The organism is Pseudomonas sp. GCM10022186, assembly GCF_042656385.1.
Taxonomy (GTDB): Bacteria; Pseudomonadota; Gammaproteobacteria; order Pseudomonadales; family Pseudomonadaceae; genus Metapseudomonas.
On the sequence record NZ_JBHSOU010000028.1, the window covers coordinates 193,380 to 216,169 of the forward strand.

At 65.8% G+C, this 22,790-nt stretch carries 21 protein-coding genes; all 21 read right to left on the bottom strand.

Annotated elements, in window-relative coordinates; translation table 11 throughout:
- Nucleotides 1–119: 119 nt before the first annotated feature.
- Complete coding sequence (locus tag ACFPU0_RS12985; protein WP_377693455.1) at nt 120–416, bottom strand: flagellar protein FliT; 297 nt, start codon at nt 414–416, stop codon at nt 120–122.
- Nucleotides 417–437: 21 nt separating this feature from the next.
- Complete coding sequence (fliS, locus tag ACFPU0_RS12990; RefSeq protein ID WP_377693456.1) at nt 438–818, bottom strand: flagellar export chaperone FliS; 381 nt, start codon at nt 816–818, stop codon at nt 438–440.
- 168 nt (nt 819–986) lie between these two features.
- A complete protein-coding gene (gene fliS, locus ACFPU0_RS12995; protein WP_377693457.1) occupies nt 987–1,373 on the bottom strand; it encodes a flagellar export chaperone FliS in 387 nt (128 codons plus the stop codon).
- A gap of 5 nt (nt 1,374–1,378) precedes the next feature.
- The gene (gene fliD / locus ACFPU0_RS13000; protein WP_377693458.1) at nt 1,379–2,809 is read right to left on the bottom strand and encodes a flagellar filament capping protein FliD; all 1,431 of its coding nucleotides are present in this window, start codon (nt 2,807–2,809) and stop codon (nt 1,379–1,381) included.
- Nucleotides 2,810–2,883: 74 nt separating this feature from the next.
- Complete coding sequence (locus ACFPU0_RS13005; protein WP_377693459.1) at nt 2,884–3,231, bottom strand: flagellar protein FlaG; 348 nt, start codon at nt 3,229–3,231, stop codon at nt 2,884–2,886.
- Between the two features lie 79 nt (nt 3,232–3,310).
- A complete protein-coding gene (locus ACFPU0_RS13010; RefSeq protein ID WP_377693460.1) occupies nt 3,311–4,159 on the bottom strand; it encodes a flagellin domain-containing protein in 849 nt (282 codons plus the stop codon).
- Nucleotides 4,160–4,944: 785 nt separating this feature from the next.
- Entirely contained in the window at nt 4,945–6,201 is a 1,257-nt protein-coding gene (gene flgL, locus ACFPU0_RS13015; protein WP_377693461.1) for a flagellar hook-associated protein FlgL, read from the bottom strand.
- Nucleotides 6,202–6,213: 12 nt separating this feature from the next.
- The gene (gene flgK / locus ACFPU0_RS13020) at nt 6,214–8,328 is read right to left on the bottom strand and encodes a flagellar hook-associated protein FlgK (protein WP_377693462.1); all 2,115 of its coding nucleotides are present in this window, start codon (nt 8,326–8,328) and stop codon (nt 6,214–6,216) included.
- A 10-nt stretch (nt 8,329–8,338) separates the two neighbouring features.
- Complete coding sequence (gene flgJ / locus ACFPU0_RS13025) at nt 8,339–9,481, bottom strand: flagellar assembly peptidoglycan hydrolase FlgJ (RefSeq protein ID WP_377693463.1); 1,143 nt, start codon at nt 9,479–9,481, stop codon at nt 8,339–8,341.
- Nucleotides 9,482–9,491: 10 nt separating this feature from the next.
- On the bottom strand, nt 9,492–10,592 hold the full coding sequence (locus tag ACFPU0_RS13030; protein WP_377693464.1) for a flagellar basal body P-ring protein FlgI: 1,101 nt from the start codon (nt 10,590–10,592) through the stop codon (nt 9,492–9,494).
- An 11-nt stretch (nt 10,593–10,603) separates the two neighbouring features.
- Nucleotides 10,604–11,317, bottom strand: a complete 714-nt coding sequence (gene flgH / locus ACFPU0_RS13035; RefSeq protein WP_377693465.1) for a flagellar basal body L-ring protein FlgH — start codon at nt 11,315–11,317, stop codon at nt 10,604–10,606.
- An 18-nt stretch (nt 11,318–11,335) separates the two neighbouring features.
- A complete protein-coding gene (gene flgG / locus ACFPU0_RS13040; protein ID WP_280287599.1) occupies nt 11,336–12,121 on the bottom strand; it encodes a flagellar basal-body rod protein FlgG in 786 nt (261 codons plus the stop codon).
- A 45-nt stretch (nt 12,122–12,166) separates the two neighbouring features.
- Nucleotides 12,167–12,910 carry a flagellar basal-body rod protein FlgF gene (gene flgF, locus ACFPU0_RS13045; protein ID WP_377693467.1) on the bottom strand — a complete coding sequence of 248 codons (744 nt, stop codon included), beginning with the start codon at nt 12,908–12,910 and terminating at the stop codon, nt 12,167–12,169.
- 462 nt (nt 12,911–13,372) lie between these two features.
- Nucleotides 13,373–14,920, bottom strand: coding sequence for a flagellar hook protein FlgE (locus ACFPU0_RS13050; protein WP_377693468.1), 1,548 nt, complete (start codon nt 14,918–14,920; stop codon nt 13,373–13,375).
- Nucleotides 14,921–14,950: 30 nt separating this feature from the next.
- Entirely contained in the window at nt 14,951–15,637 is a 687-nt protein-coding gene (flgD, locus tag ACFPU0_RS13055; protein WP_377693469.1) for a flagellar hook assembly protein FlgD, read from the bottom strand.
- 19 nt (nt 15,638–15,656) lie between these two features.
- On the bottom strand, nt 15,657–16,103 hold the full coding sequence (gene flgC, locus ACFPU0_RS13060) for a flagellar basal body rod protein FlgC (RefSeq protein ID WP_377693470.1): 447 nt from the start codon (nt 16,101–16,103) through the stop codon (nt 15,657–15,659).
- 14 nt (nt 16,104–16,117) lie between these two features.
- A complete protein-coding gene (gene flgB, locus ACFPU0_RS13065; protein WP_377693471.1) occupies nt 16,118–16,525 on the bottom strand; it encodes a flagellar basal body rod protein FlgB in 408 nt (135 codons plus the stop codon).
- 320 nt (nt 16,526–16,845) lie between these two features.
- Nucleotides 16,846–17,550 carry an NAD(P)H-dependent oxidoreductase gene (locus tag ACFPU0_RS13070; protein ID WP_377693472.1) on the bottom strand — a complete coding sequence of 235 codons (705 nt, stop codon included), beginning with the start codon at nt 17,548–17,550 and terminating at the stop codon, nt 16,846–16,848.
- Nucleotides 17,551–17,634: 84 nt separating this feature from the next.
- Entirely contained in the window at nt 17,635–18,825 is a 1,191-nt protein-coding gene (locus tag ACFPU0_RS13075; protein WP_377693474.1) for a pyridoxal phosphate-dependent aminotransferase, read from the bottom strand.
- Nucleotides 18,826–18,933: 108 nt separating this feature from the next.
- A complete protein-coding gene (locus ACFPU0_RS13080; RefSeq protein ID WP_377693475.1) occupies nt 18,934–20,544 on the bottom strand; it encodes a 5-guanidino-2-oxopentanoate decarboxylase in 1,611 nt (536 codons plus the stop codon).
- A gap of 136 nt (nt 20,545–20,680) precedes the next feature.
- The gene (locus ACFPU0_RS13085; RefSeq protein WP_377693476.1) at nt 20,681–22,777 is read right to left on the bottom strand and encodes an acetate--CoA ligase family protein; all 2,097 of its coding nucleotides are present in this window, start codon (nt 22,775–22,777) and stop codon (nt 20,681–20,683) included.
- Nucleotides 22,778–22,790: the final 13 nt, after the last annotated feature.

The window sequence follows — 22,790 nt, forward strand, 5'->3', positions numbered from 1 at the left end:
AAGTGAAAAACCCCTGCCGAGTCAAATTTATGGCGTGCTTTTTTTGATCCAGCCGACGGAACGGCTAAGCAGTTGTCAGTACAGTGTCGATTTAATGGCAGAAGAACATCGCACAGCTATCAGCCGAACAGCTGGTAGACCTTGGCGCCCTGTTTGGCCTGGTTTAGCTGGATCAGCTCGCCGGCCAGGCGCTGCTGCTCGGCCTGGCACAGGGTGACCAGCTCGCGGTAGAGGGCCAGCAACTCTTCCATGCGCGCCTGCAGGACCTCGGTGTCGGACACCGCATCGACCATGGCGTCGTCGACGGCCTGCCGGCACTGCTGGTCGAGCTCGCCGATGGCCGCCCAATCCTGGTTGGCCAGGGCGGCGCGCAGGGCGCTGCCGGTGCTTTCGAGACGCTGAACGGATGAATTCATGGTGTCGTCCTCTACTGCCGCTCAGGGTGCGATGGCATCCCAGGCGGACTTGATTTCTCGCAACAATCCGGCCACTTCGTCGACCAGAGCGGCATCGTTCTCCAGGTTGGCCTGCAGCAGGCGGCCTTCCATGTACTCGTACAGGCCGTCCAAGTTCGCGGCGATCTCGCCGCCCTTCTGCCGGTCGAGGCCATCGCGCAGGCCGCCGATGATGGCGATGGCCTTGCCCAGCAGTTCGCCCTTGAGGGCAACCTGGCCGCGCTCCATGGCGCCGCGGGCCTGGGCCAGCCGGCCGAGGCCACCTTCCATCAGCATCTGGATCAGGCGGTGCGGCGTGGTATCGAAGACCTGGGCCTGGACATTGACCGACTGGTACTGCTTGAGGGCTGTGGCTGCGTACATGGTGACTCCGGCTGCGCTGTCTGGCTGATACCCCAGGTATCGGCCGACCAACGGCAAGCTTTAGCCCGATCCAATGCAAATTTTGCGGTAGCGCACAGGACCTGTAGGAGCGAGCTTGCTCGCGAATTCTCCCGAGTGGCTCACGATCCCTCAATAGCAGCCACCAGCTCAACCGGCGGAAGCACCCACCTCGGGACCTATGCCATTCCAGGCTTCCTTGATCTGCAACAGCAGGGCCTCCACCTCATCCAGCCGGCGCGGCGTGGAGTCCAGCGCCACGCCCGCGAGGCGGCGGGTCATGTAGTCGTAGAGGGCATCGAGGTTGGCGGCGATCTCGCCACCCAGTTGCGGGTCCAGCCCCGCCTGCAAGGCACCGAGGATATCCAGGGTGGAACCCAGGGCATTGCCACGCATTTCGGGGTTGCCCTGCTGCATGGCGAAACGGGCCAGGGAGATGCGCTCCAGCGCGCCTTGCAGCAGCAGGCGCACCGCCTCGTAGGGCGAGACCTCGGGGCTGGCGACCACCTGTTTGTAGGTTTCGATGGGATTCGGCATGGCGATCAATCCTTGCTGACCACGCCCGGCAGGCTGGCCAGCGCCTGGGTCAGGCGGTCGCTGGTCTGGGTGAGCTGGCTGACCATGGAGTCCATGGCATTGAACTGCTTGTAGAGGCGCTCCTGAACCTGGGCGACTCGGACCTCCAGGGCCTCCTTCTGTTTGTCCACCGATTTGAGGGTGCTCTGCAGGCCATCCATGCGCTGCTGCAGTATGCCGCCGGTCTGCACGAAGCTGTCGACGCGCTTGTCCAAGCGGCTCATCAGTCCAGTGTCGCCGGTGAAAAAGCTCGCCACCTGGTCGAAATTGTCCTTCAGGGCCTTGTCCAGCTTGGTGTCGTCGATCTTCAGGGTACCGTCCTTCTGGGTGGAGATACCCAGATCGGCGAGGACGCGGATACCCTCCTGATCCGCCGGTTCCGCCGGTTCCGCCAGGGTATTGCGAATCCCGCCGAGCAGGTTCCTTACCGTGGCATCCCCCACCAGGCCTCCGGTGATCGGAGCATCGCCGCTGCTGGAAGGCGTTACCGAAGTCAGCTTATTGGTGATGGTGACCACCTTGTTGTACGCATCGACGAACTTGCCGATCTGAGATTTCACCCCATCCTTGTCCTGGTCGATGGTCAGGGTGATGGTCTTTTCGGTGCTGGCCGCCTTGAGGTCGACGGTGACTTCGGGAATGGCCCCAGTCACGCTATTGCTGGCGCTTTCCAGCTCAAGGCCGTCGATGCTGAACTTGGCATTGCGCGCGGCTTCGATAATGCCGCTGCTGGCGGGATCGGCGCTGCTCAGGGTTCCGCTGCCGATGGTCAGCGAGGCCAGGTCCGGGTCGCTGCTGGTGATCTGCACATCGTTGCCGGCACCGCTCTTGCTGGAGCTGAGCACCAGACGGGTGGTGCCATCGCTGGGGTTACTCACAAGGTTCGCGGTAACGCCCTTTTCCTTGAGCTGAATATTGATCGCATCGCGCACTTCGGTGAGGGTGGCGCCTTCGGCGATCTCGACTTCGGTGCCGGTATCGCTGGCCCCGACCTTGACCGTCAGCTTGCCGGCGATGCCATTGGCATCGGCGTTGGTGGGCACCTTGTAGTCACTGGCCAGGGCCGCCGTGCCCACCTTGCTGCCGGTGGCCAACTGGCTGACCTTGATGCTGTAGGTGCCGGCCAGGGCCGACTTGGCGGCAGTAGCGGTGAGTAGGCTGGTATCGGACGAGGTCGCGGAACGATTCTCGAACAGGGACGACTTGTTCAGGTCCTTGAGGGCAGTATGGAATTCGCTCAACACGCTCTTTAGCTGACCTAATGCGGTGAACTTCGTGTTCGTAGTTTTTTCCAGTCGCGCCAGTTGCAAATCTTTAGGCGCACGATCCGCCTTTACCAGGGCAGACACGATGCTGTCGATGTCAAGCCCCGAACCCAGTCCCGTAATCCCTGCCATTTCTCCCCCTCGTCAAGCTTCTGGCACCACAGTACCTGGTGCCCCATTGCTACAAATCCCATGCCAACCCTGAATCAAGCCTCGGCCTGGAACAGCAGACTGCGGGCCTCGGACAGGCTTTCCGCCAGCCTCAACACTTCTTCTGAGGGTATCTGCCGGATCAGCTCGCCGGACTCGGCATCGGTGACCTTCACCACCACCCGCCCGCTGGACTCGTCTAGGGCAAAGCTCAGGTTGCGCTGAATGTGCTGCACGAAGTCCTGGATATTGGATAACGCAGCCTCGACCGGTTTCTCCTCGGCCTTGGCCGCTTCCCTTTCCGCTGGCTTTCCAGCCGAGCCGACCGCCAGGTCGTTGCCCACCTGGGACTGACGGGTAACGGCTAGCCCCTGCGGCTGGGCCTGAATTTTCGTAACGTCCATCGCCTCACCTCACATGGCAAGACGGGGAGAAGCGCCAGGCACTTCCCCCCGTGGTGGTTACGCGGACTCGCTGCCGGTATCAGCGGAGCAGGCTGAGCACCGCCTGCGGCAGCTGGTTGGCCTGGGCCAGGATCGCGGTGCCGGCCTGTTGCAGCACCTGGTTCTTGGTCATATTGGCGGTTTCAGCGGCGAAGTCGGTGTCCTTGATACGGCCACGGGATGCCGATTGGTTCTCGGCGATGTTTTGCAGGTTGGAAATTGTGCTGCCGAGGCGATTCTGTACCGCACCAAGGTTTGCACGAGAGGTATCAACCTCCTTGATAGCCGCATCGATGGCAGTCACAGCAGTTTCGGTGGTCGCCTGATCGGTAATTGTTGTTGCGTCGAGCGTATTAACTCCCAAATTGGTCGAACTGAATCCCTCTCCTGCAGTGCCAGATTCAATGGTGATTTTCACCCCACCTGCCGCCGCAGCGTTGGCATCTACCAGGAAATCCTTGTCGTAAGAACCGTCCAGAAGAGCTACCCCACCAAAGGTGGTGGTGGATGCGATTCGATCAAGTTCGTCTTTAAGGGCGGTCAGCTCTGTATTGATAGCGGTGCGATCATCAGCATTGTTGCTACCGTTACCAGCTTGCAGCGTAAGGTCGCGCATCCGGAACAGGATGTTCGTGGTCTCCTGCAATGCTCCTTCCGCTGTTTGCGCAACGGAAATCCCGTCATTCGCATTGCGAGCTGCCACATTCAATCCATTGATCTGAGCAGTCAGACGATTGGAAATCTGCAGGCCGGCGGCGTCGTCCTTGGCGCTGTTGATGCGCGAACCGGTGGAAAGGCGCTGCAGGGAGGTGCTCAGCGCATTGGAGGACGCCCCCAGGTTGCGCTGGGCGTTGAGGGAAGAGGTGTTGGTATTGACGGTCAAGGCCATGGTGGACTCTCCAAAGGGACCTGGTGGTTACCTGAGTGAGCGACCCGCGGGCCTCCATGCTCAGGCGCCAGTGAGTTCGCATTCGTCCTTTGTATCGGCCCTGCCCTTGGGACCTTTAGGGCTTGCTGGAAGATTTTTTCGTTTTTTTATTTTTGCTGTCTTGACAAGGACTTAGGAGTGGAGGGCGCGGCTATGGGGAGGGTCCGGCGCAGGTGCCGCCTGTATGACCCTGTAGGGGCGAATTCATTCGCCATGGAGGCCGAAGGTCTCCCCTTCGGATTCCTTGTGGCCCCCGGATGCCCTCCCCTCTCCCCAGCCCTCTCCCTGAAGGGAGAGGGGGATATCCGTGCCTTGGATGGGCACTGAAGCAGCCCGTAGGATGGGTAGAGCTTGCGAAACCCATCGATCCTGGCTCTCTCACGCTACTGGAGGGAGGGGTTGATCGACGCACTCGGGGCAAAACACCTGCACTTGCTCCACCGTAAGGTGCGCCACGCGCACCCTACCTGGTCAGCTCCGTCGCTCTAGCCGGACAACTTGAGCTGTAACAGGCAGAGCCGATTGCTCATGACACCCGAAGGACATCCCAAGTTGAAATGAAAGGACGCGGCCTTGGAGATGGTCCGGCGCGACAGTGAGCCTCGATGGGCAGAGGATGCCATCCAACCTTTGCACGGGTCCGGTCACCCTCTCCCCCCGCCCTCTCCCTGAAGGGAGAGGGGGCTGTCCGTGCAATGGCCAGGCTTCGAAGCAGGATCGAAGCCTCGCAGGGCAAACAGCTGGGGTCAGCGCAACTGGTTGAACAGGTTCAGCCCGCTGATCTTCACGTAACTCTGCTGCGCCGCCTCGAGGATGATCGACTGCATGGACAGCCTGGAAATGGCCTCGGCGTAATCCAGGTCGCGCAGTTCGGCCTGGACACTCTTGTTCACCAGGCCCACTTCCTCGTGGGAGGTCTGGGTGGACTCGACTATGTTCAGCCGCGCGCCGATCTGGCCGCGCACGGTGTCGAGGGTGGTCATGCCGTTGTCCAGGTTGGTCAGGGCCAGTGCCACCGCGTCGCGGACTTCGCGGCTGCCCTGGGGAGTGTCGACGCCGGACTCCAGGGATTTGCGCAGGCTGGCGATGGTGTCCAGCAGACCTACCTTGTTCGCCGGCGCGGTGGCGGGGTCATCGTCGGGCGGGGCGATGGTGACGCTGGCGCCATTGGGTGGCGTGCCGTTGATGTGGAAGGTGACGCCGCCATAGCTGACCTTGGTGTCCTTGCCCGCCGTCAGGCTGCCATTGACCACCGGCCCCGCCGCGGGCTGCGGCAGGGGCGTGAGGCTGTATTTGAGCGGATCGGCCGGGTCGTTGAAGTCCAGCTGGATGCCGCCCGCCGGGAAGTTGGCGAAGCTCACCTCGTCGTCCACCAGGGCGCCGCTGACATAGGGAGCGGCCGGTGCCGCCGGGTTGCCGGCGACCGCGAGGCGCGCAGCGTTGATGGAGTTCTCGAACAGGGCCCGGCCGTTGTCGCTGATGGGTACCTGCAGGGAGCTGGCGACCTGCAGCTGGCGCTGGCCTTCGTCGCCCTGGTAGCTGTAGCTGCCGTCCGGATTGCGCACGAAGGGCTGGGTCTTGCCCTGGTAGCCGGCGAAGAGGTATTCGCCGCGGGCGTTGCGGGTGTTCATCAGGCCGAGGAGCTCGTCCTCGCGCTCGGCCAGTTCGGTGGCGATGGCCTTGCGGTCGGCCTGGCTCAAGGCGCCATTGCCCGCCGACCCCGCCAGTTCGCGCACGCGCTGCAGCAGGTTGTTCACCGAGTTCAGCGTGGCCTCTTCCTGGCTCAGGCTGTTCTGCGCCGCGGCGAGGTTGCCCTGGTACTGCTCGAGCACGGCCTGCTGCTGGTCCAGCTGCAGCAGGCGCACCGAGGCCACCGGGTCGTCGGCCGGGGTGAGGATGCGCTTGCCGGTGCTGATCTGCTCCTGGGTGCGGGCGACGTCGGAGAAGTTGCGCTGCAGGCCGTTCACACCGTTGTTGAAGGCTTGGAGAGTGGAAATTCGCATGGCGATGGCCCGTTAGCGGAAGCTGCTGATCAGGGTATCGAACAAGGAGCGCGCAACTTGAATGATCTGGGCCGAGGCGTTGTAGTACTGCTCGAACTTGATCAGGTTGGCGGCTTCTTCGTCGAGGTTGACCCCTGACAAGGAGTCACGGTTGTCGCTGGCCTGCTTGAGGATGGCGCCGGAGGCCTCGCTGTCCTGGCGGGCCTGGGCGGTCAGGGTGCCGACCCGTTCCACCAGTTGGCCGTAGCCGTCGGAAAAGCTGACGCCGGAGCCCTTGCTGCCGAGGGTGGAATCGACACCCACGGTGGCCTTGTTCTGCAGGTCCACCAGCTTCTGGGCGTTGCGGTTGTCGGAGACGCCACCCTTGTTGAAGCCCAGGGTGAAGATATCGCCGTTCTGCGGCTGGCCGCTGAAGGTCTGCTGGATGCTGTAGCTCTGGGTCACCCCGCCCACGGTGACTTCCACCGCGAAGGACAGGCTGTTGGACTGCCCCGGAGTGACAGCGAGGCCGCTGATGTCGCTCGGCGCGGGCGCCGGCGGTAGCTGCGGCACCGTGGTGATGCGCACGCCCGGCGGCAGCGGCGAGGGGAACTGCAGCTGGCCGCTGGCGGAATCGTAGGTCAGGGTCAGGCTGGGAAAGCCGCCGATCACGCCCTGCTGCAGCGGGTCGGAGCGCAGCGCCTGCATGCCGGCCAGGTTGGCCGGGTCGATCACCTGGGTGATTTCCGGCGCGCCGATCACCGCGTTGCCGCGATTCTGCAGGTTGGCCTCGCTGCGCAGGGGCGCGGCGAAGGCCAGCTGGTCGGCCTGGTCCAGTTCCACCGAGATGGACGAGGCTCCAGTGCGGGTCGGTTCGAGCATGAAGCGGTCGCCAGCGGCCGGCGTGCCGGTGAGGGTCACGCTGAAGCCCTGGTCGCGCCCCGAGGCGTCCTTCAGGGTCAGCTTCAGGGGGTTGGCCGGGTCGACGGTGACGGTCATGGGCGCCCCGTCGCTCAGGCGCCGCGCCTGGTAGGAGGTGCCGTCGAATTCCAGGCGATAGTCGCTGGTGCCGAGCAGGCTGGTGTCGTCGATGGTCAGCGAGGCATCCACGCCCGAGGCGTTGTCGGCGAAGGCACGGGCACGCAGGTCCGCCAGTTCGGGGGTGTTGTAGTCGCCGAACAGCATCGAGCCGACGCGCCCCTTGAGGTCGAGCCCCTGGCCCAGCTGGCCGTTGACCTGCTCGGTCACCGCCATCGCCAGGCGGCCCAGGGCATTGAGCGAGGAGTCGAGCACTTCGTTGCGGTAGCGGATCAGGCCGCCCAGTTGGCCGCCGCTGACCTGGCTGGTGACGTTCTGCCGGGTGCCGCCATTGACCAGTTCCACCTCGAAGCGGGTCGGGTCGCCGGTGCCGTTGACGATATCCAGGCGGCTGACCGTGCCACCGACCACCAGCGGCTGGCCGGTGCCGATGAAGAGGTTGAGGCTGTTGTCGTCCTGCTTCACCACCGACACGCCGATGAAGCTCGACAGCTGGCGCACCGCCTCGTCGCGGGCATCCAGCAGGTCGTTGGGCGAGTGGCCGTTGGCCGAAGCCTCGGCAATGGCGTTGTTCAGGCTGCCGATGGAACTCGCCAGGCGATTGACCTGTTCGCTGATGCTCTGCATCTGGCTGTTGATAAAGCCGTTCTGCTCGCTGAGGCGGTCGTGCAGGTTGTTGAAGCGCCGCGCCAGGCCCTCGGCGTCGGCCAGCACCAGTTCCCGCGCCGGGGTGTTGGCCGGGTCCTCCGCGGCGGCCTGGAGCGAGGCGAAGAACTTCTGCAGCGATGGGCTGATGCCCGTGGTGGTGCCGGCCAGCAGCGAGTCCAGCTGGTCGATCTGGCTCTTGTAGGCGGCCACATCGCTGTTCAGCGCGGTGGAGTTGCGCAGCTGCGCGGTGAGGAATTCGCTGTAGGTCCGCCGCACCTCGGTCAGCGCTGCACCGGAGCCGATGTAGCCCGCGCCGCTGAACTGGGAGAGCCGCGCGGCCTGGGAGGCGTCCTGGCGGCTGAATCCCGGCGTGTTGACGTTGGTGATGTTGTGGCCGGTGATGGACAGCTGGGTCTTGCTCACGGCAAGCCCGGACAGTCCGATGTTCAACAAGTCAGCCATGACTCAAGCCTCAGGTCCTGGTGGTCGTGCCGTCGACGGCGGCAACGGCCTGGTAGATCTGCATGCCGCGGGCGATCCGGGAAATCTTGCGGGCGTACTGCGGGTCGGTGGCGTAGCCCGCCTCCTGCAGTTCGCGGACGAAGCGCTCGGGGTTGTCGGTGGAGTCCAGCGCTTCCTGGTAGCGGTCGTTGTTCTGCAGGAAGCTCACGTAGTCGTGGAAGCTCTGCTCGAAGGAGTTGTAGGCGCGGAACGACGCCGACTCCTTCACCGCCTTGCCGCCCTTGTATTCGGTGGTCAGCACCCGCGCCGACTCGCCATCCCAGCTCTGGTGGGCCTTGATGCCGAACAGGTTGTGGCTGCTGCCGCCATCGGCCTGGCGGATGATCGACTTGCCCCAGCCGGTTTCCAGGGCGGCCTGGGCCACCAGGTAGCGGGGGTCGACGCCGATGCGCTCGGCGGCCTTCTCGGCCATGGGCAGCAGGGTCTCGATGAATTCATCGCGCGAGGCGAACACGCGCTTGCCGACGCCCGTGGCGTTGCCGGCGGCTTCGACGCCCACCGACTCGCGCTCGGGTGCCGCATAGACCCGGGCCGGGGTCCAGTCGCTGCCCGCCAGCGGCTTGCCGCCCAGCTGTTCCAGCGACGACACCATGCCGGCTACCTGGCGGTCGCTGAGCCTGCTCGGCAGGGCCAGGCGGCGCTGGTTGAGCAGCTTCGAATCGTCACGCGCCGGGGCCGTGGCGTCGGCCGCCTTGGCCACCTGCGCCGAACCGCTGGCCTGGACCTGGGCGAAGGGATTGGGCCGCTCGGCGTGGCGGGTCTTCGACAGCTGGCGGGTCAGCACATCGGCCAGGCCGACGCCGCCCTGCCTGGACAGGGTCACGGCCAGCTGCTGGTCGTGCATGTCCTGGTAGGCCTTGGTCTCGTTGCTGTTCAGGTAGTTGCCTTCGGCGAAGGCTTCGCCGGCCTGACGCATGGACTTCATCATCTCGTTGAGGAACAGCGACTCGAACTCCTGGGCCACCTTGCGGATGTTGCCCTCGCTGTCGCGATCCTTGCCGGCCTTGAGCTGGCTGAGCCGGTTCAGGTCGGTGTAGGCGCCGCTGTCCGGCCTGGAGCCGGTGGCGACGCCTGTGGAGAGTCTGGAGTTCATCGTCCTTTCCTTAAATCACGATCAGGTCGGCCTGCAGGGCACCGGCCTGCTTCAGCGCTTCGAGGATGGCCATCAGGTCGGACGGGGCCGCACCCACCTGGTTCACCGCACGGACGATCTCGTCGAGGGTGGTGCCGGGGCCGAACTTGAACATCGGCTTGGCCTCTTCGTCGGCGCTGACCTTGGAGCGCGGCACCACGGCGGTCTGGCCGCCGGAGAAGGCTTCGGGCTGGCTGACGATGGGGTCTTCGGTGATGGTCACGGTGAGGCTGCCGTGGGTCACGGCAGCGGGCTGCACCCGCACGTTCTGGCCGATGACGATGGTGCCGGTGCGGGAGTTGATGATGACCTTGGCCACCGCTTGGCCCGCCTCGATTTCCAGGTTCTCGATCACCGACAGGTAGTCCACCCGCTGGCTCGGGTCCAGCGGCGCGCTGACCCGCACCGAGCCGCCGTCGATGGCCTGGGCCACGCCCGGGCCGAGGAGTTCGTTGAGCTTGTCGACGATGTTCTTCGCCGTGGTGAAGTCCGGGCGGTTGAGGTTCAGGGTGAGGAAGTTGCCCTGCTCGAAACCGCTCGGCACCGGGCGCTCCACGGTGGCGCCGGAAGGAATGCGGCCGGACGACGGGACGTTGACGGTGATCCGCGAACCATCGCTGCCCTCGGCGTCGAAGCCGCCCACCACCAGGTTGCCCTGGGCGATGGCGTAGACGTTGCCGTCGATGCCCTTGAGCGGCGCCATCAGCAGGCTGCCGCCGCGCAGGCTCTTGGCGTTGCCGATGGAGGAGATGGTGACGTCGATGGTCTGGCCCGGCTTGGCGAAGGGCGGCAGGTCGGCGTGGATGGACACCGCCGCGACGTTCTTCAGCTGCACGTTGCCGACGTTGGCCGGCACCTTGATGCCGAACTGCGCCAGCATGTTGTTGAAGGTCTGCAGGGTGAAGGGCGTCTGGGTGGTCTGGTCGCCGGTGCCGTTCAGGCCCACCACCAGGCCGTAGCCGATCAGCTGGTTGGTGCGCACGCCCTGGATGCTCGCCAGGTCCTTCAGGCGTTCGGCCTGGGCTGCGCCTGCGGCGAGCAGCAGGCAGAGGACGGTGATCAGTCGCTTCATGGTCGGCCTCATCAGAACGGGAACAGCGGGCTCATGAAGAACCGGTCGAACCAGCCCGGCTGGCTGGCGTCGGCGAAGGCGCCGGTGCCGGAATAGGTGATGCGCGCATCGGCCACGCGGGTGGAAGGCACCGTGTTGTCGGTGCCGATGTCGTCGGCGCGGATCAGGCCGGCGATGCGCACCAGCTCGTCGCCGGTGTTCAGGGTCAGCCACTTCTCGCCGCGCACGGCGAGGACGCCGTTGGGCAGCACTTCGGACACGGTCACGGTGATGGAGCCGGACAGGCTGTTGCTCTGCCCCGCCTTGGAGTCGCCCTTGGTATCGCGGGTGGCGTTGTACTCGGCATCCAGGGACAGGCGCGCGGCATCCAGCGGGTTGAGGCCGCCGTTGGGGTTGTTCACCGAGACGCCGCCGCCGAACAGCGAGGTCAGGCCGATGTTGGCGTTGCTGTCCTTCTGGATCTGCGAGTTGGCGTTCTTGCTGGCCTGGGTGCGCTCGTTGAGGGTGATGGTGATGATGTCGCCGACGCGATAGGCCTTGCGGTCGTCGTAGAGGTTGGTCTCGAAACCGGCCTGGTAGATGGCGCCGTTGCTCTGCGCGGCCGGCAGCGGGGTGCGCGGCAGCACGGGCGCGTAGTACGGGTCGTTGGGTCGCGGAGCCGGCTGCACACAGCCCTGGACAAGGGTGATGCCGAGCAGCGGGAGAAGAATGATCAGCCGGTTCATGGCGACTACCTCGGGGCGTTACAGGTTCTGCGTGACGAAAGCGAGCATCTGGTCGGCGGTGGAGATGACCTTGGAGTTCATCTCGTAGGCGCGCTGGGTGGTGATCATGTTCACCAGCTCCTCGACCACGCTGACGTTGGAGTTTTCCAGGGTGTTCTGCTGCACGACGCCAAGGCCGGTGAGGCCCGGGGTGCCGACCTGCGGCGCACCGCTGGAGGCGGTCTCGAGGAACAGGTTGTTGCCGATGGCCTGCAGGCCGGCCGGGTTGACGAAGTCGGCGGTCTGGATGTTGCCGATCACCTGGGCGGCGGGGTTGCCGACCGTGGTCACGGAGACGGTGCCGTCCTCGCCCACGGTGAAGGTCTGCACCTCGGCGGGCAGTACGATGGCCGGCTCCAGGGCGAAACCCTGGGAGGTGACCAGCTGGCCGTCGGAGCTCAGGTGGAAGCTGCCGTCGCGGGTGTAGGAGACGGTGCCGTCGGGCAGCAGCACCTGGAAGAAGCCGCGGCCGTTGATGGCCATGTCCAGCGGCTGCTCGGTGGTCTGCAGGCTGCCCTGGGTGAAGATCTTCTGGGTGCCGGTGATGCGCACGCCGGTACCCAGCTGCAGGCCGGTGGGCAGCTCGCTGTCCTGGCTGCTCTGGCCACCCGGCTGGCGGCGAACCTGGTACAGCAGGTCCTCGAACTCGGCGCGGTCGCGCTTGAAGCCGGTGGTGGAGACGTTCGCCAGGTTGTTGGAAATGGTGGTCAGGTTCATGTCCTGGGCGGACAGGCCGGTCTTGCTGACCCAGAGTGCCGGAAGCATCTATTTCTCCTCGGGCGCCGGAATCATGGCGCCGCGTGCTGGTGATTAGCTGAACTGCAAGACCCGCGCCATTGCCGAGGCGTTGTCCTCGGCGGTACGCATCATCTTCACGGAAAGCTCGAACTGGCGGGACAGCGAGAGGATCGCGGTCATCTCTTCCACGGCATTGACGTTGCTGGCTTCGAGGAAGCCCGAGGTCAGGCGCACGTTGGCGTCGGCCTGCACCGCCTGCTGCGGGTCCTTGATGCGGATCAGGCCATCGCTGCCCTTCTCCAGCTGCTTCGGATCGGGGTTGACCAGTTTGATGCGGTCCACCTCGGCCACCACGTTGGGGTTCTCGCCCAGGGCGCGGATGCTGATGGTGCCGTCCTGGCCAATCTCCACCTTCTGCTCCGGCGGGATGGCGATGGGACCGGCATTGCCCATGACCGGCAAACCGTTGCCGGTGCGCAGCTGGCCAAGGGCGTCGATCTGCAGGCTGGCGGTGCGCACATAGGCTTCGCTGCCATCGGCTGCCTGCACGGCGACCCAGCCCTCCCCTTCGACGGCCACATCCAGGTCGCGGCCGGTCTCCTGCAGGGCGCCGGGGGTGAAGTCGGTGCCGGGGCGCTCGGTCATGGCATAGACCCGCGACGGGAAGCTGTCGCCGAACACCGGCATGGAACGCGCCTGCTCGAAGTCGCGGCGGAACCCGGTGGTGGAGATGTTCGCCAGGTTATTGGCGTGGGCGCGCTGGGCCAGGCTGTTCTGGCTGGCCCCGCTCATCGCGACGTAAAGCATCTTGTCCATGAATCTCTCCGAGTGGGCATTGCCGCCCTTGGCGCTATGCATGCCATTCAGCAAGCCTCGTGCCAAACCGGAAAAACAATCACAAGACATTGAAATAAAAGGAGTTTATTGAAAACAAACAGGCCTCTTGCGAGGCCTGGTCAATACACTGGCGGCCAGCGGCTGCCGCCAGCGGCAAGGGGATTTGCCGCCCGGAACGCTTCCCGGCTACGGAGTGTGGCGGGGCCTTTGTTGTGGGGGCGAATTCATTCGCCAAGGGCTGCGCAGCAGCCCCAATCTGATTCCCAGGCCGAACCTGCGGTCCGGTTTGCGAATGAATTCGCCCCCCACAGAAAAGCGGCAAGCGCGTACAAGGGTCGATGTCGCTTTTCACATCCACCGGAGGTGTCGTCCCAAACCCCGGATGGTGGACCGGTGAAGCGTGGTCCACCCTACTTTCTCGCTCCTACAAGGTCCGGCTCATCAACGCAGGTTGATGATCGTCTGGGTAACCGCGCTCTCCGTCTCGATGGTCTTGGCGTTGGCCTGGTAGTTGCGCTGGGCGACGATCAGGTTCACCAGTTGATCCGACAGGTCGACGTTGGAATCCTCGAGGGCGCCGGACTGGATGGCACCCAGGGTCCCGGAACGCGGCGGGTTGCGCACCGGCTCGCCGGAGTCCGAGGACTGGATCCACTGGGTCTTGCCCACCGGCGCCAGGCCCTGGACGTTGGCGAAGTTCGCCAGGATGACCTGGCCCTGGACCCGCGACTGGCCATTGGTATAACGGGCGAAGATTTCGCCGGTGTCGCTGATCTCCACCCCCGCCAGCTCGCCGGTGGTGTAGCCGTCCTGGGCAACGCTGTTGACCGCGAAGGCACTGGCGAACTGAGTGGCCTGGCGGAAGTCCAGGTTCACGCCAGTGGCATTGGCCGTCGCCCCGTTGGCGAGGAACACCGGGTCCTGCTGGCCATTGGAGGTGGAGGGAATCCAGCTCCTGATCTTGAGGGTGCCGTCGGCATTCAGCTCCCATATATCAGTGGGCTGCGGCGCCGGCATGGCGGGAACGGCGTTCGGATCATAGGCGGCGGGGTTGGTGGAGGTTACCGGCTGCACCAACTTGCCCACCGAGTCGAACTCCAGCTCCGCGCTCACCGGCGTCTTGCCCGCTGCGGCAATGGCCGCGACCACACTCTCGACCGTCGCCCCCGCCGCCGCGGCGGCATTGGTGGCGGCCGTCACCTGGGCCGGCAGCACATTGGAACCGGGGCCGGCCAGCGCCGCCACCGCCGCAGCCACGCTGGCGGGTGTCGCTCCGGCGGCGCCGGCCGCGGAGTTGGCTTCCAGGTTGGCCACGCCCGCCAGCGGGTGGTTGCCGTCGATCAGCACGTTCATCTGCCAGGCGTTCGGCCCGGTCTTGACGAAGTACTGGGTCATCACATGGGCATTGCCCTGGCTATCGAAGATGTTGGTCGAGGTCGAGGAGTTGTAGCTGGTCGGGTCCGTGGGATTGAAGGCGTTGGTCGGCACGGCATTGGTCGAGTTCAGGTTGAAGCCCTGCACCACATTGCCGGTGGCCTTCGGGTCCTGGCTGTTGGTCTGGATTCTCAGGTTGCCGACCGAGCCGGTCTGCAGGACGCCGTTGGCGTCGGTGGTATAGCCCTGCAGGTTGTAGCCGTAGTTGTCGACGATGAAGCCGTTGCGATCGGTGCCGAAATACCCCGCGCGGGTGTAGCTCAGCGCGCCGTTGTTGCTGACCTGGAAAAAGCCGTTGCCGTTGATGGCCAGGTCCAGGGCGTTCTGCGTGTAGTTGATGTTGCCCTGGTTGAACTGCTGGGAAACGCTCGACAGCAGCACCCCGCTGCCCTGCGAGTTCTTGCCGCTGCCCAGCACCGAGGATGCGTAAACGTCGGCGAACTCGGCGCGGGATTGCTTGAACCCGGTGGTCCCGGCGTTGGCGATGTTGTTGCCGGTGACGTTGAGGTCCTTGTTGGCGGCGCGCAGGCCACTCAGCCCGATGTTGAAACTCATGCGATTACTCCTTGCCGAATTTGCCGGCCGCTACTGACCGATGACCTGAACCTTGGAGAGGCCGACACTGCCGATGCCGGCGAGATTGAGCATCAGCTCGCCGCCGTTCTGCCCCAGGGTGACGCTGTCGACGTTGGCCGGCAGCATGGTGTAGAGCCCCTTGGTCTCGTTGCCGTACTGGGCCTGCGCCTCGAACTTGTAGGTGCCGGGCGGCATGAGATTGCCGTTGGCATCCTTGCCGTCCCACATGAAGCTGACGCTGCCGGCGGACTGCTGGCCCAGATTGACGCGGTTCACCAGCGCGCCGTTGGCGTCATAGACGTTGACCCAGACGTTGCTGCTGGACACCGGCAGCGTGGCGCTGGCCTTGAAGGTTTCGCTGGTGTCCACCACCGCCTTGTCGGCCGGGACTATCACCTTGCGGCCCACCAGGGACGAGGCCTGCAGGGCCTGGGACGACTGGTAGCCGGAAAGCAGCGAGCCCATGCTGGAGTTCAGCTTCTCGATGCCTTCCACCTGGCTGAACTGCGCCAGCTGGGCGATGAACTCGCCGTTCTCCTGGGGCGCCAGGGGGTCCTGGTTGTTCAGCTGGGCGACCAGCAGTTCGAGGAATTCGTTCTTGCCCAGCTCGTTGCTTTTCCTGGTTTCGGTGGTACGGCTGTACTGGTCGAGCACCGACTGGGCGGTGTTGCTCGTGGATGCGCTGCTGACACTCATGCTGTTCCCTCGCTCCCTATCACTGACCCAGGGTCAGCACCTTCTGCATCATCTGCTTGGCGGTGTTCATCATTTCCACGTTGGTCTGGAAGGAACGGCTGGCGGAGATCATGTCCGCCATTTCCTCGACCACGTTGACGTTGGGGTAGTAGACATAACCCTCCGCATTGGCGGCCGGATGGTTGGGCTCGTAGCGCGGAACCAGGGTGCCCTGGTCCTCGATCACCCCGAGCACCTGCACACCGGCGCCGGACTGGTCGTCCTCGGCGAACAGCGAGCCACGGTCGCCATTGCCCAGGCTGTCCTGGAACATAGTGGCGAACACCGGGTGACGCGCGCGGTAGGTCGCATCGAGACTGGAGGACACCGTCTCGGCGTTGGCGATGTTGCTGGAGATGGTGTTCAGCCGAGTGTTCTGCGCACTCATGCCGGTGCCGGCGATGTTGAAGATGCTGGACAGGGACATGGCTTGGCTCTCCGTCATTCGCCGCGCAGGGCGCTGATCAGCCCTTTGAACTTGCTGTTGAGGAAGGTGAAGCTGGCCTGGAACTGCATGGAGTTCTCGGTGTAGTTCGACTGCTCCAGCTGGGCGTCCACGGTGTTCTGGTCGATGGCGGCCTGGAAGGGGATGCGGTACTTCAGCGTGCCCTCGCCCATCGCGAAGCCGTCGGCGGCGATATGGCGTTCGCTGGTGCGGGTCGCCTGGAAGCTGCCGTGGGCGGCCTTCTCGGCCTGCTGGGCCAGCACGCTGGCGAAGTCCAGGTCACGAGCCTTGTAGTTCGGCGTGTCGGCATTGGCGATGTTGTTGGCCAGCACCTCACCGCGCTGGGCGCGGAAGCTGAGGGCTTGCTGATGGATGCCGAGGGCCTTTTCGAAACTGATGCTCATGTCCGGAACCTTTGCCAGTGGCAATCTGGTTTGCTTGCCAGGCATTCAGCAAAGGCCGTGCCAAAATTATTTCCCCTTTATTTTCAAAGGCTTGAAAAATTCATGAGCGGCAATAAGCGGCAACGGAGGTTTTGCCGGGCGGCAAAGCGGCAAGGCTGTTTGCCGCTGCTTGCCGCCAGCCGGCCCTGCGCGGAATAGCCGGGCGTAGGGTGGACCACGCTTCACCGGTCCACCAACGGAACTGGCCTGGACCACGGATGGCGGATAGAAGAGCGCTATCCATACAACAAAGAAGGCCGCCCGGAGGCGGCCTTTGGCATTCAACGCGCCAGTGGGTACAACCTGTCGTCGAACTGGTCCAGGCGCGGGAACTGGAGCGGCGCGTCCTGCTCCAGGTTCTGCAGGCGCGCCTGGTAGTCCCGCAGGAAATCCTGCCGCGCCTCGTTGCTGATATAGGGCACGTGCCAGGCCACGAAGGGCGGCAGCACCTCCAGGCCGACATAGGCCAGGGTGCCGCGCAGCAGCGGGCGCAGCATGTCTTCCAGCGGTCCGTGGATGGCGCCTTCGCCGAACATGTGCTCGCGGCCGCCCAGGGTCAGGCTCACCAGGGCCTTCTTGCCGGCCAGCCCTCCCTGGTCGTAGAAGCGCTTGCCGCCGTAGCAGACGCCGGACACCAGCACGCGGTCGATCCAGCCCTTGAGCATGGCCGGCACCGAGAACCAGTAGAGCGGGAAGTTGAAAATCACGAGATCGGCCCAGAGCAGCTTGTCCAGCTCGGCCTGGATGTCCGCGGCGATATTGCCGGCCTTGACCCCCTCGCGTTGTTCAAGGGCATAGACCAGGTAGTCCGGGTTGGCCCGCTCGGAAAAGTCGGAAGCCGACGCCACGGGATTCCAGTTCATCGCGTAGAGGTCGGAAACCTGCACCTGGTGCCCCTGCCCTTGCAGCGTCTCCACCGCCAAATCGCGCAGGGCGCTGGTGAAGGATTGCGGTTCGGGGTGGGCGTGGACGATCAGAATCTTCATGGATGTTCCTTATGGGGAGGTCCGCAGGTTGGCGCAGAGCGAAGCCCAACGATCAGGGATTCGGTTCATGGAGCCAATCATCATTCATGCAGTTTTGCGTTCATCAATCAGCTCGGAGGCACAGTCGGCGATGCGCCGGCAGGCTTCCTGCAATGGCGCGCTGCCCAGCACCAGGCCGAGGCGGATATGCCCGGCGGCGCTGGGGCCGAAGGCTTCGCCGGCCAGCACCGAGACGCCATGGCGATCCAGCAGGCGGTCGGCGAAGTCCTGGGCGGACAGCCCTGTTTCGCGGATATCCACCATCACGAACATGCCGCCGTCCGGCTTCAGCGCCCGCAGGCCGGGGCAGCCGGCCAGTTCCGCGCACACCAGGTCGCGACGCTGGCGGTAAGCCTCGCGCATCGCTTCCAGCTCCGGCAGGCGCGCTTCCAGGGCGACGCAGGCGGCGTCCTGGACGAAGTCAGGCGAGCCATAGAGCATGCACAAGGCCAGGTTCTCCAGGTGCCCGGTGAGCGCCTCGGAGCCCACCACCCAGCCCACGCGCCAGCCGGTCATGGCGTGGGATTTGGACAGGCTGTTGATGGTCGCGGTGCGCTCGGCCATGCCCGGCAGGCTGGCCGGGCTGATGTGTTCGCCCTCGAACAGCAGCTCGCTGTAGACCTCATCGGAAATCATCCACAGGTCATGGGCGATGCAGAGTTCCGCCAGGGCCTCCCAGGTGGAGCACGGCAGGCTGGCGCCGGAGGGGTTGTGCGGGCTGTTCAGGGCCAGGGCGCGGGTGCGCGGGGTGATGGCGGCGGCCACGTCCTCGGCCTGGATGCGGAAGCCGTTCTCCGAACGCACCGGCACCGGGATGACCTTGGCGCCACAGGCGCCGAACACCGCCTCGTAGGTGACGTACATGGGTTCGGCCACTATCACCTCATCCCCCGGATTGAGCAGGCACTGCACCACGCAGTACAGCGCGCACTGGGCACCGGCCAGCACCACCACCTGGTCGGCGCCGACCGCCTGGCCGCTGCGCTGCTTGTGCCAGGCGGCGATGCGCTGGCGCAGGGTGAACTTGCCGCGCACGTCGGAGTAGTGGGTATTGCCGTTGAGCAGGCTGTCGATGGCGGCCTGGACTATGGGTTGCGGGGTGTCGAAATCGGGGTCGCCCACCGACAGCAGCAGGATGTCGTCGCCCCGCGCCTGGCGCTCCAGGGCGCGGTAGTGGATGTTCCAGGCCGCCGCGCCGTCGCCGGCGATGCGTTGGGTGAGATCGGAAAAGCGCATGGGGAACTCCTTGCCCCGCGCGAAGCCTGCACGGGGCATGTTTCATCGATGTAGGGTGGAAATCGCGAAGCGATTTCCACCAGCGGCGTCACTTGCCGCGGGGCAGGGTCAGCGCGCGCAGGCGTGTTTCAGTTCGATCAGGGTGACGCCGGGGTGACCGAAGCCGGCGCGCAGGTCGCGCTCCAGTTCGTCGAGGCTCTGCGGCTGCTTCACACTGCAGCCGAAGGCGCGGGCCAGGCCGGCGAAGTCCGGATTGCGCGGCAACACGCCGACCGGCTCGATATCCAGGGCGAGCATGTCGTCACGGATCTGGCCCAGGGCGTCGTTGTTCCAAAGCAGCACCACCAGCGGACTGTCCAGCTCCTCCGTGGCGGTCGCCAGCTCTTGGGCGGTGTAGAGGAAGCCGCCATCGCCCACCAGCACCAGACCAGGCCGCTCCGGCGCGCCGAACTTGGCGCCGATGCCGGCGGGCAGGCCGTAGCCGAGGGTGCCGTAGCCGGTGGGGTGCAGCCAGCTGCGCGGCGCCCGGCTGGCGAAGGCGTAGTTGCCGGTGTAGGCCAGCTGGGTCATGTCGGTGCTGATGAAGGCATCGGCCGGCAGCGCGGCGGCGATGCGGTCGAGGATCGCCTGGTGGATACCCTGCAGCGGCGCGTGGCCGGTGCGAATGGCCTCGCGCAGCAGCGCCACGCGGGCGGCGGCCGCGTCTCCCGCCCTGCCCTGTTGCGGCAGACGCGCCAGCAGCGCGTCCAGGGTCTGCCGGGCATCGCCCTTCAGGGCCAGGGCGCAGGGATAGAAGTCGTTGAACTTGCGCGGGTCGATATCGATGCGGATCAGCTCGCCGGACAACGGCAGGCGCTCGCGCCAGAAGTCGGTGTCGGCCATCTCGGTGCCTACGGCCAGCACCAGATCGGCCTCGGCGATCATCTCCCAGCCCGGCGCCACGCAGAGGCTGGCGCCGGCGTTCAGCGGCGCCTCCGGCGGCAGCAGGCCCTTGCCGGCAACGCTGGTGAACACCGGTGCGGCCAGGCGTTCGCTGAGGGCACGCACAGCAGCGGCGGCTTCCAGCGCACCGCCACCGGCGATGATCATCGGCCGCCTGGCCGCGGCCAGCTTGTCCGCCGCGGCTTTGAGGGCATCACTGTCCGGCAGGCCGCGGCCGGGGCGGCGCACCACCTCGAGGGTCCAGTCCCGCGCCACGGGGGCGGCCAGTACATCCAGCGGCACCGAGATATGCACAGGGCGCGGCCGCTCGCCGTCGAACACGGCGAAGGCACGGGCCACCAGTTCGGGCAGGTCCTCGGGGGTCAGCGCCACCGCCGAGAAGGCGGTGATGGGCGCGGTGATGGCGCGCTGGTCCTGGGTCTCGTGCAGGCAGCCCCAGCCTTTGCCGAGGCTCGCCGTGTGGTTGACGCTGGAGATCACCAGCATCGGGATGGAATCGGCATAGGCCTGGCCGATGGGCGTGGCGGCATTGGTCACGCCCGGGCCGGTGATGATGAAGCAGACGCCCGGCTTGCCGCTGACTCGCGCATAACCGTCGGCCATGAAGCCGGCGCCCTGCTCGTGGCGGGTCAGCACATGGCGGATGCCGCTGCCGGGCAGCCCCCGGTACAGCTCCAGGGTGTGCACGCCGGGAATGCCGAACACGGTGTCGACGCCGTAGTTGGCCAGCAGCCGGACCAGGGCCTGGCCGCCGGTGAGGGTTTTCTGGTCTTGCATGAGGTTTCTCCTCTGAAGATTCAGCTCCCTCTCCCTTCAGGGAGAGGGCTGGGGAGAGGGTGCAACGGCAAAGAGCCCCTCTCCCCCCGCCCCTCTCCCGCAAGCGGGAGAGGGGAGTTCACGTGCCACGCCCGAGTTAATTCGCACTACCCAGCCGAATCAGCGCATCCACCGCCACCGCGCCTTCGGCGTCCACCAGCAGCGGGTTCACATCCAGCTCCAGCAATTGGTCGGCGTGTTCGCAGGCGTAGTCGGCCACTGCACGGATCGCGTCCACCAGCGCCTCCATGTGCACCGCCGGGCGGCCACGGAAGCCGGTGAGCAGGGGCGCGCTGCGCAGGCTCAGCAGGGCTTCGCGTATCGCCGCGTCGGTGGTCGGCAGCAGCAGGCTGCGGCTGTCCCTGAGCAGCTCGACGAGGATGCCGCCAGCGCCTATCACCAGGGCTAGGCCGAAACCTTCCTCGCGTTTGATGCCGACGATCAGCTCGGCCAGCCGCGCGCTGGCCATGCGCTCCAGCAGCACCTGCTCGAAGGCCAGCTGCGGCGCATGCCGGGCGAGGCTCTCGCGCATGTCGAACAGCGCCGCTTCCAGTGCCGCCTCGTTGCGCAGGTTGAGGGCCACGCCTCCGGCTTCGGTCTTGTGCGGCAGCTCGGCGCTGACCGCCTTGAGCACCAGGGGGAAGCCGAGGTCGGCGGCCGCCTCGCGTGCCTGGCCGGGCGTGCTCAGCACGGCCTTGGGCAGGGGGACGCCGAAGGGCTTCAGCGCCTGCTTGGATTGCCACTCATCGAGGAGCCGGCCCTGGCCTTCCAGGGGTAGCGGGCAGATCGGCACCAGCGCCGCCTCGCCGCGAGCCAGCAATGCGTCGCGGCGTTGGCGGTAGTGGGCGATGCGACCCCAGGCGGCCAGGCCGTCCTCCACGCCTTGCAGCGCGGCGACGCCCTGGGCGTGCAACAGCTCGCGGGCGTGGGCCGGCAGCAGCTCGGGGAAGGCCGAGGCGATGAAGCCGACCTTGCCGTGACGCTTCAGCGCGGCGCAGTAGAGCTCCAGCAGCAGGTCGCACTGCGGCCGCTCGCCGGTCTCCTCGCCCGGGTAGTCGAGCACCAGCAGGGCGGCGTCGGCCGGGGTGCGCAGGGCGCTGTCGAGCATCTTCTCCAGGGCCGGGCCGTCGCCCCAGATGGCGGTGGTGAAGTCCAGCGGGTTGGCGATATTGGCGTAGTCGGGCAACACCAGGCCCAGCTCATCGCGCTGGGCACCGTCCAGTTTGGGCAGCGCCAGGCCGTTGCGTTCGGCATAGTCGGCGATCAGCCCGGCATCGCCGCCGGAGCAGGCCAGCGCGAGCAGCGAGGGACCGGCCGGCAGGTTGCCGCAGGCGGCGGCCTTGAGGGTTTCCATGAAGCTCACCGGGCCGCTGACGCGGATCACCCCGAGGCGCTCGAACAGGCTGTCGTAGAGCACGTCGGAGCCGGCCAGGGAACTGGTGTGGCTGAGGGCGAGTTCGGCACCGATCTCGGAGACGCCGGTCTTCAGGGCGATCACCGGCACGCCCTTCTGCAAGGCCTTGTAGGCCGCGCGGGCGAAGCCGGGGACGTTCTTCAGGCCTTCCAGGTGCAGGCCGATGGCGGTGACGCGCGGCTCGTCCAGCAGCACATCCATCAGCTCGGCCACGCCCAGTTGCGCCTGGTTGCCCACCGAGGCCATATAGGCCACCGGCAGCGAGCGGTCGCTCATGGACAGGTTGTAGGCGAAGTTGCCGCTCTGGGTAAGCACCGCCACGCCCTTCTCCACCAGGTGCCCGCCATGGGCCACCGGCCACAGGGCGGCGCCGTGCAGATAGTCGAGCAGGCCGTAGCAATTGGGCCCCAGCAGGGCCATCTCGCCAGCGGCGGCGAGCAGCTGGCGTTGCAGGGCCTGGCCTTCTTCGCCCGTCTCGGCGAAGCCGGAGGCGTAGCAGATGGCGCCGCCCGCGTCCTTGGCGGCAAGCGCGGCGACCACGTCCAGGGTCAACTCGCGGTTGGTAGCGATGAACACCGCATCGGGCCCGCACGGCAGGTCGGCGACGCTGGTCACGCAGGGCACGCCTTCCAGCTCTGCATGCTGCGGGTTGACCAGCCACATCTGGCCGGTGAAGCCGCCTTCGGCGCAGCGCTTGAGGGCGCGCGCCATGCTGCGGCCACCGATGAAGGCGAGGTGCTTGGGCGCCAGCAGGCGCTTGAGGTTGTCGCGTTGACTCATGGTGGGCCTACCC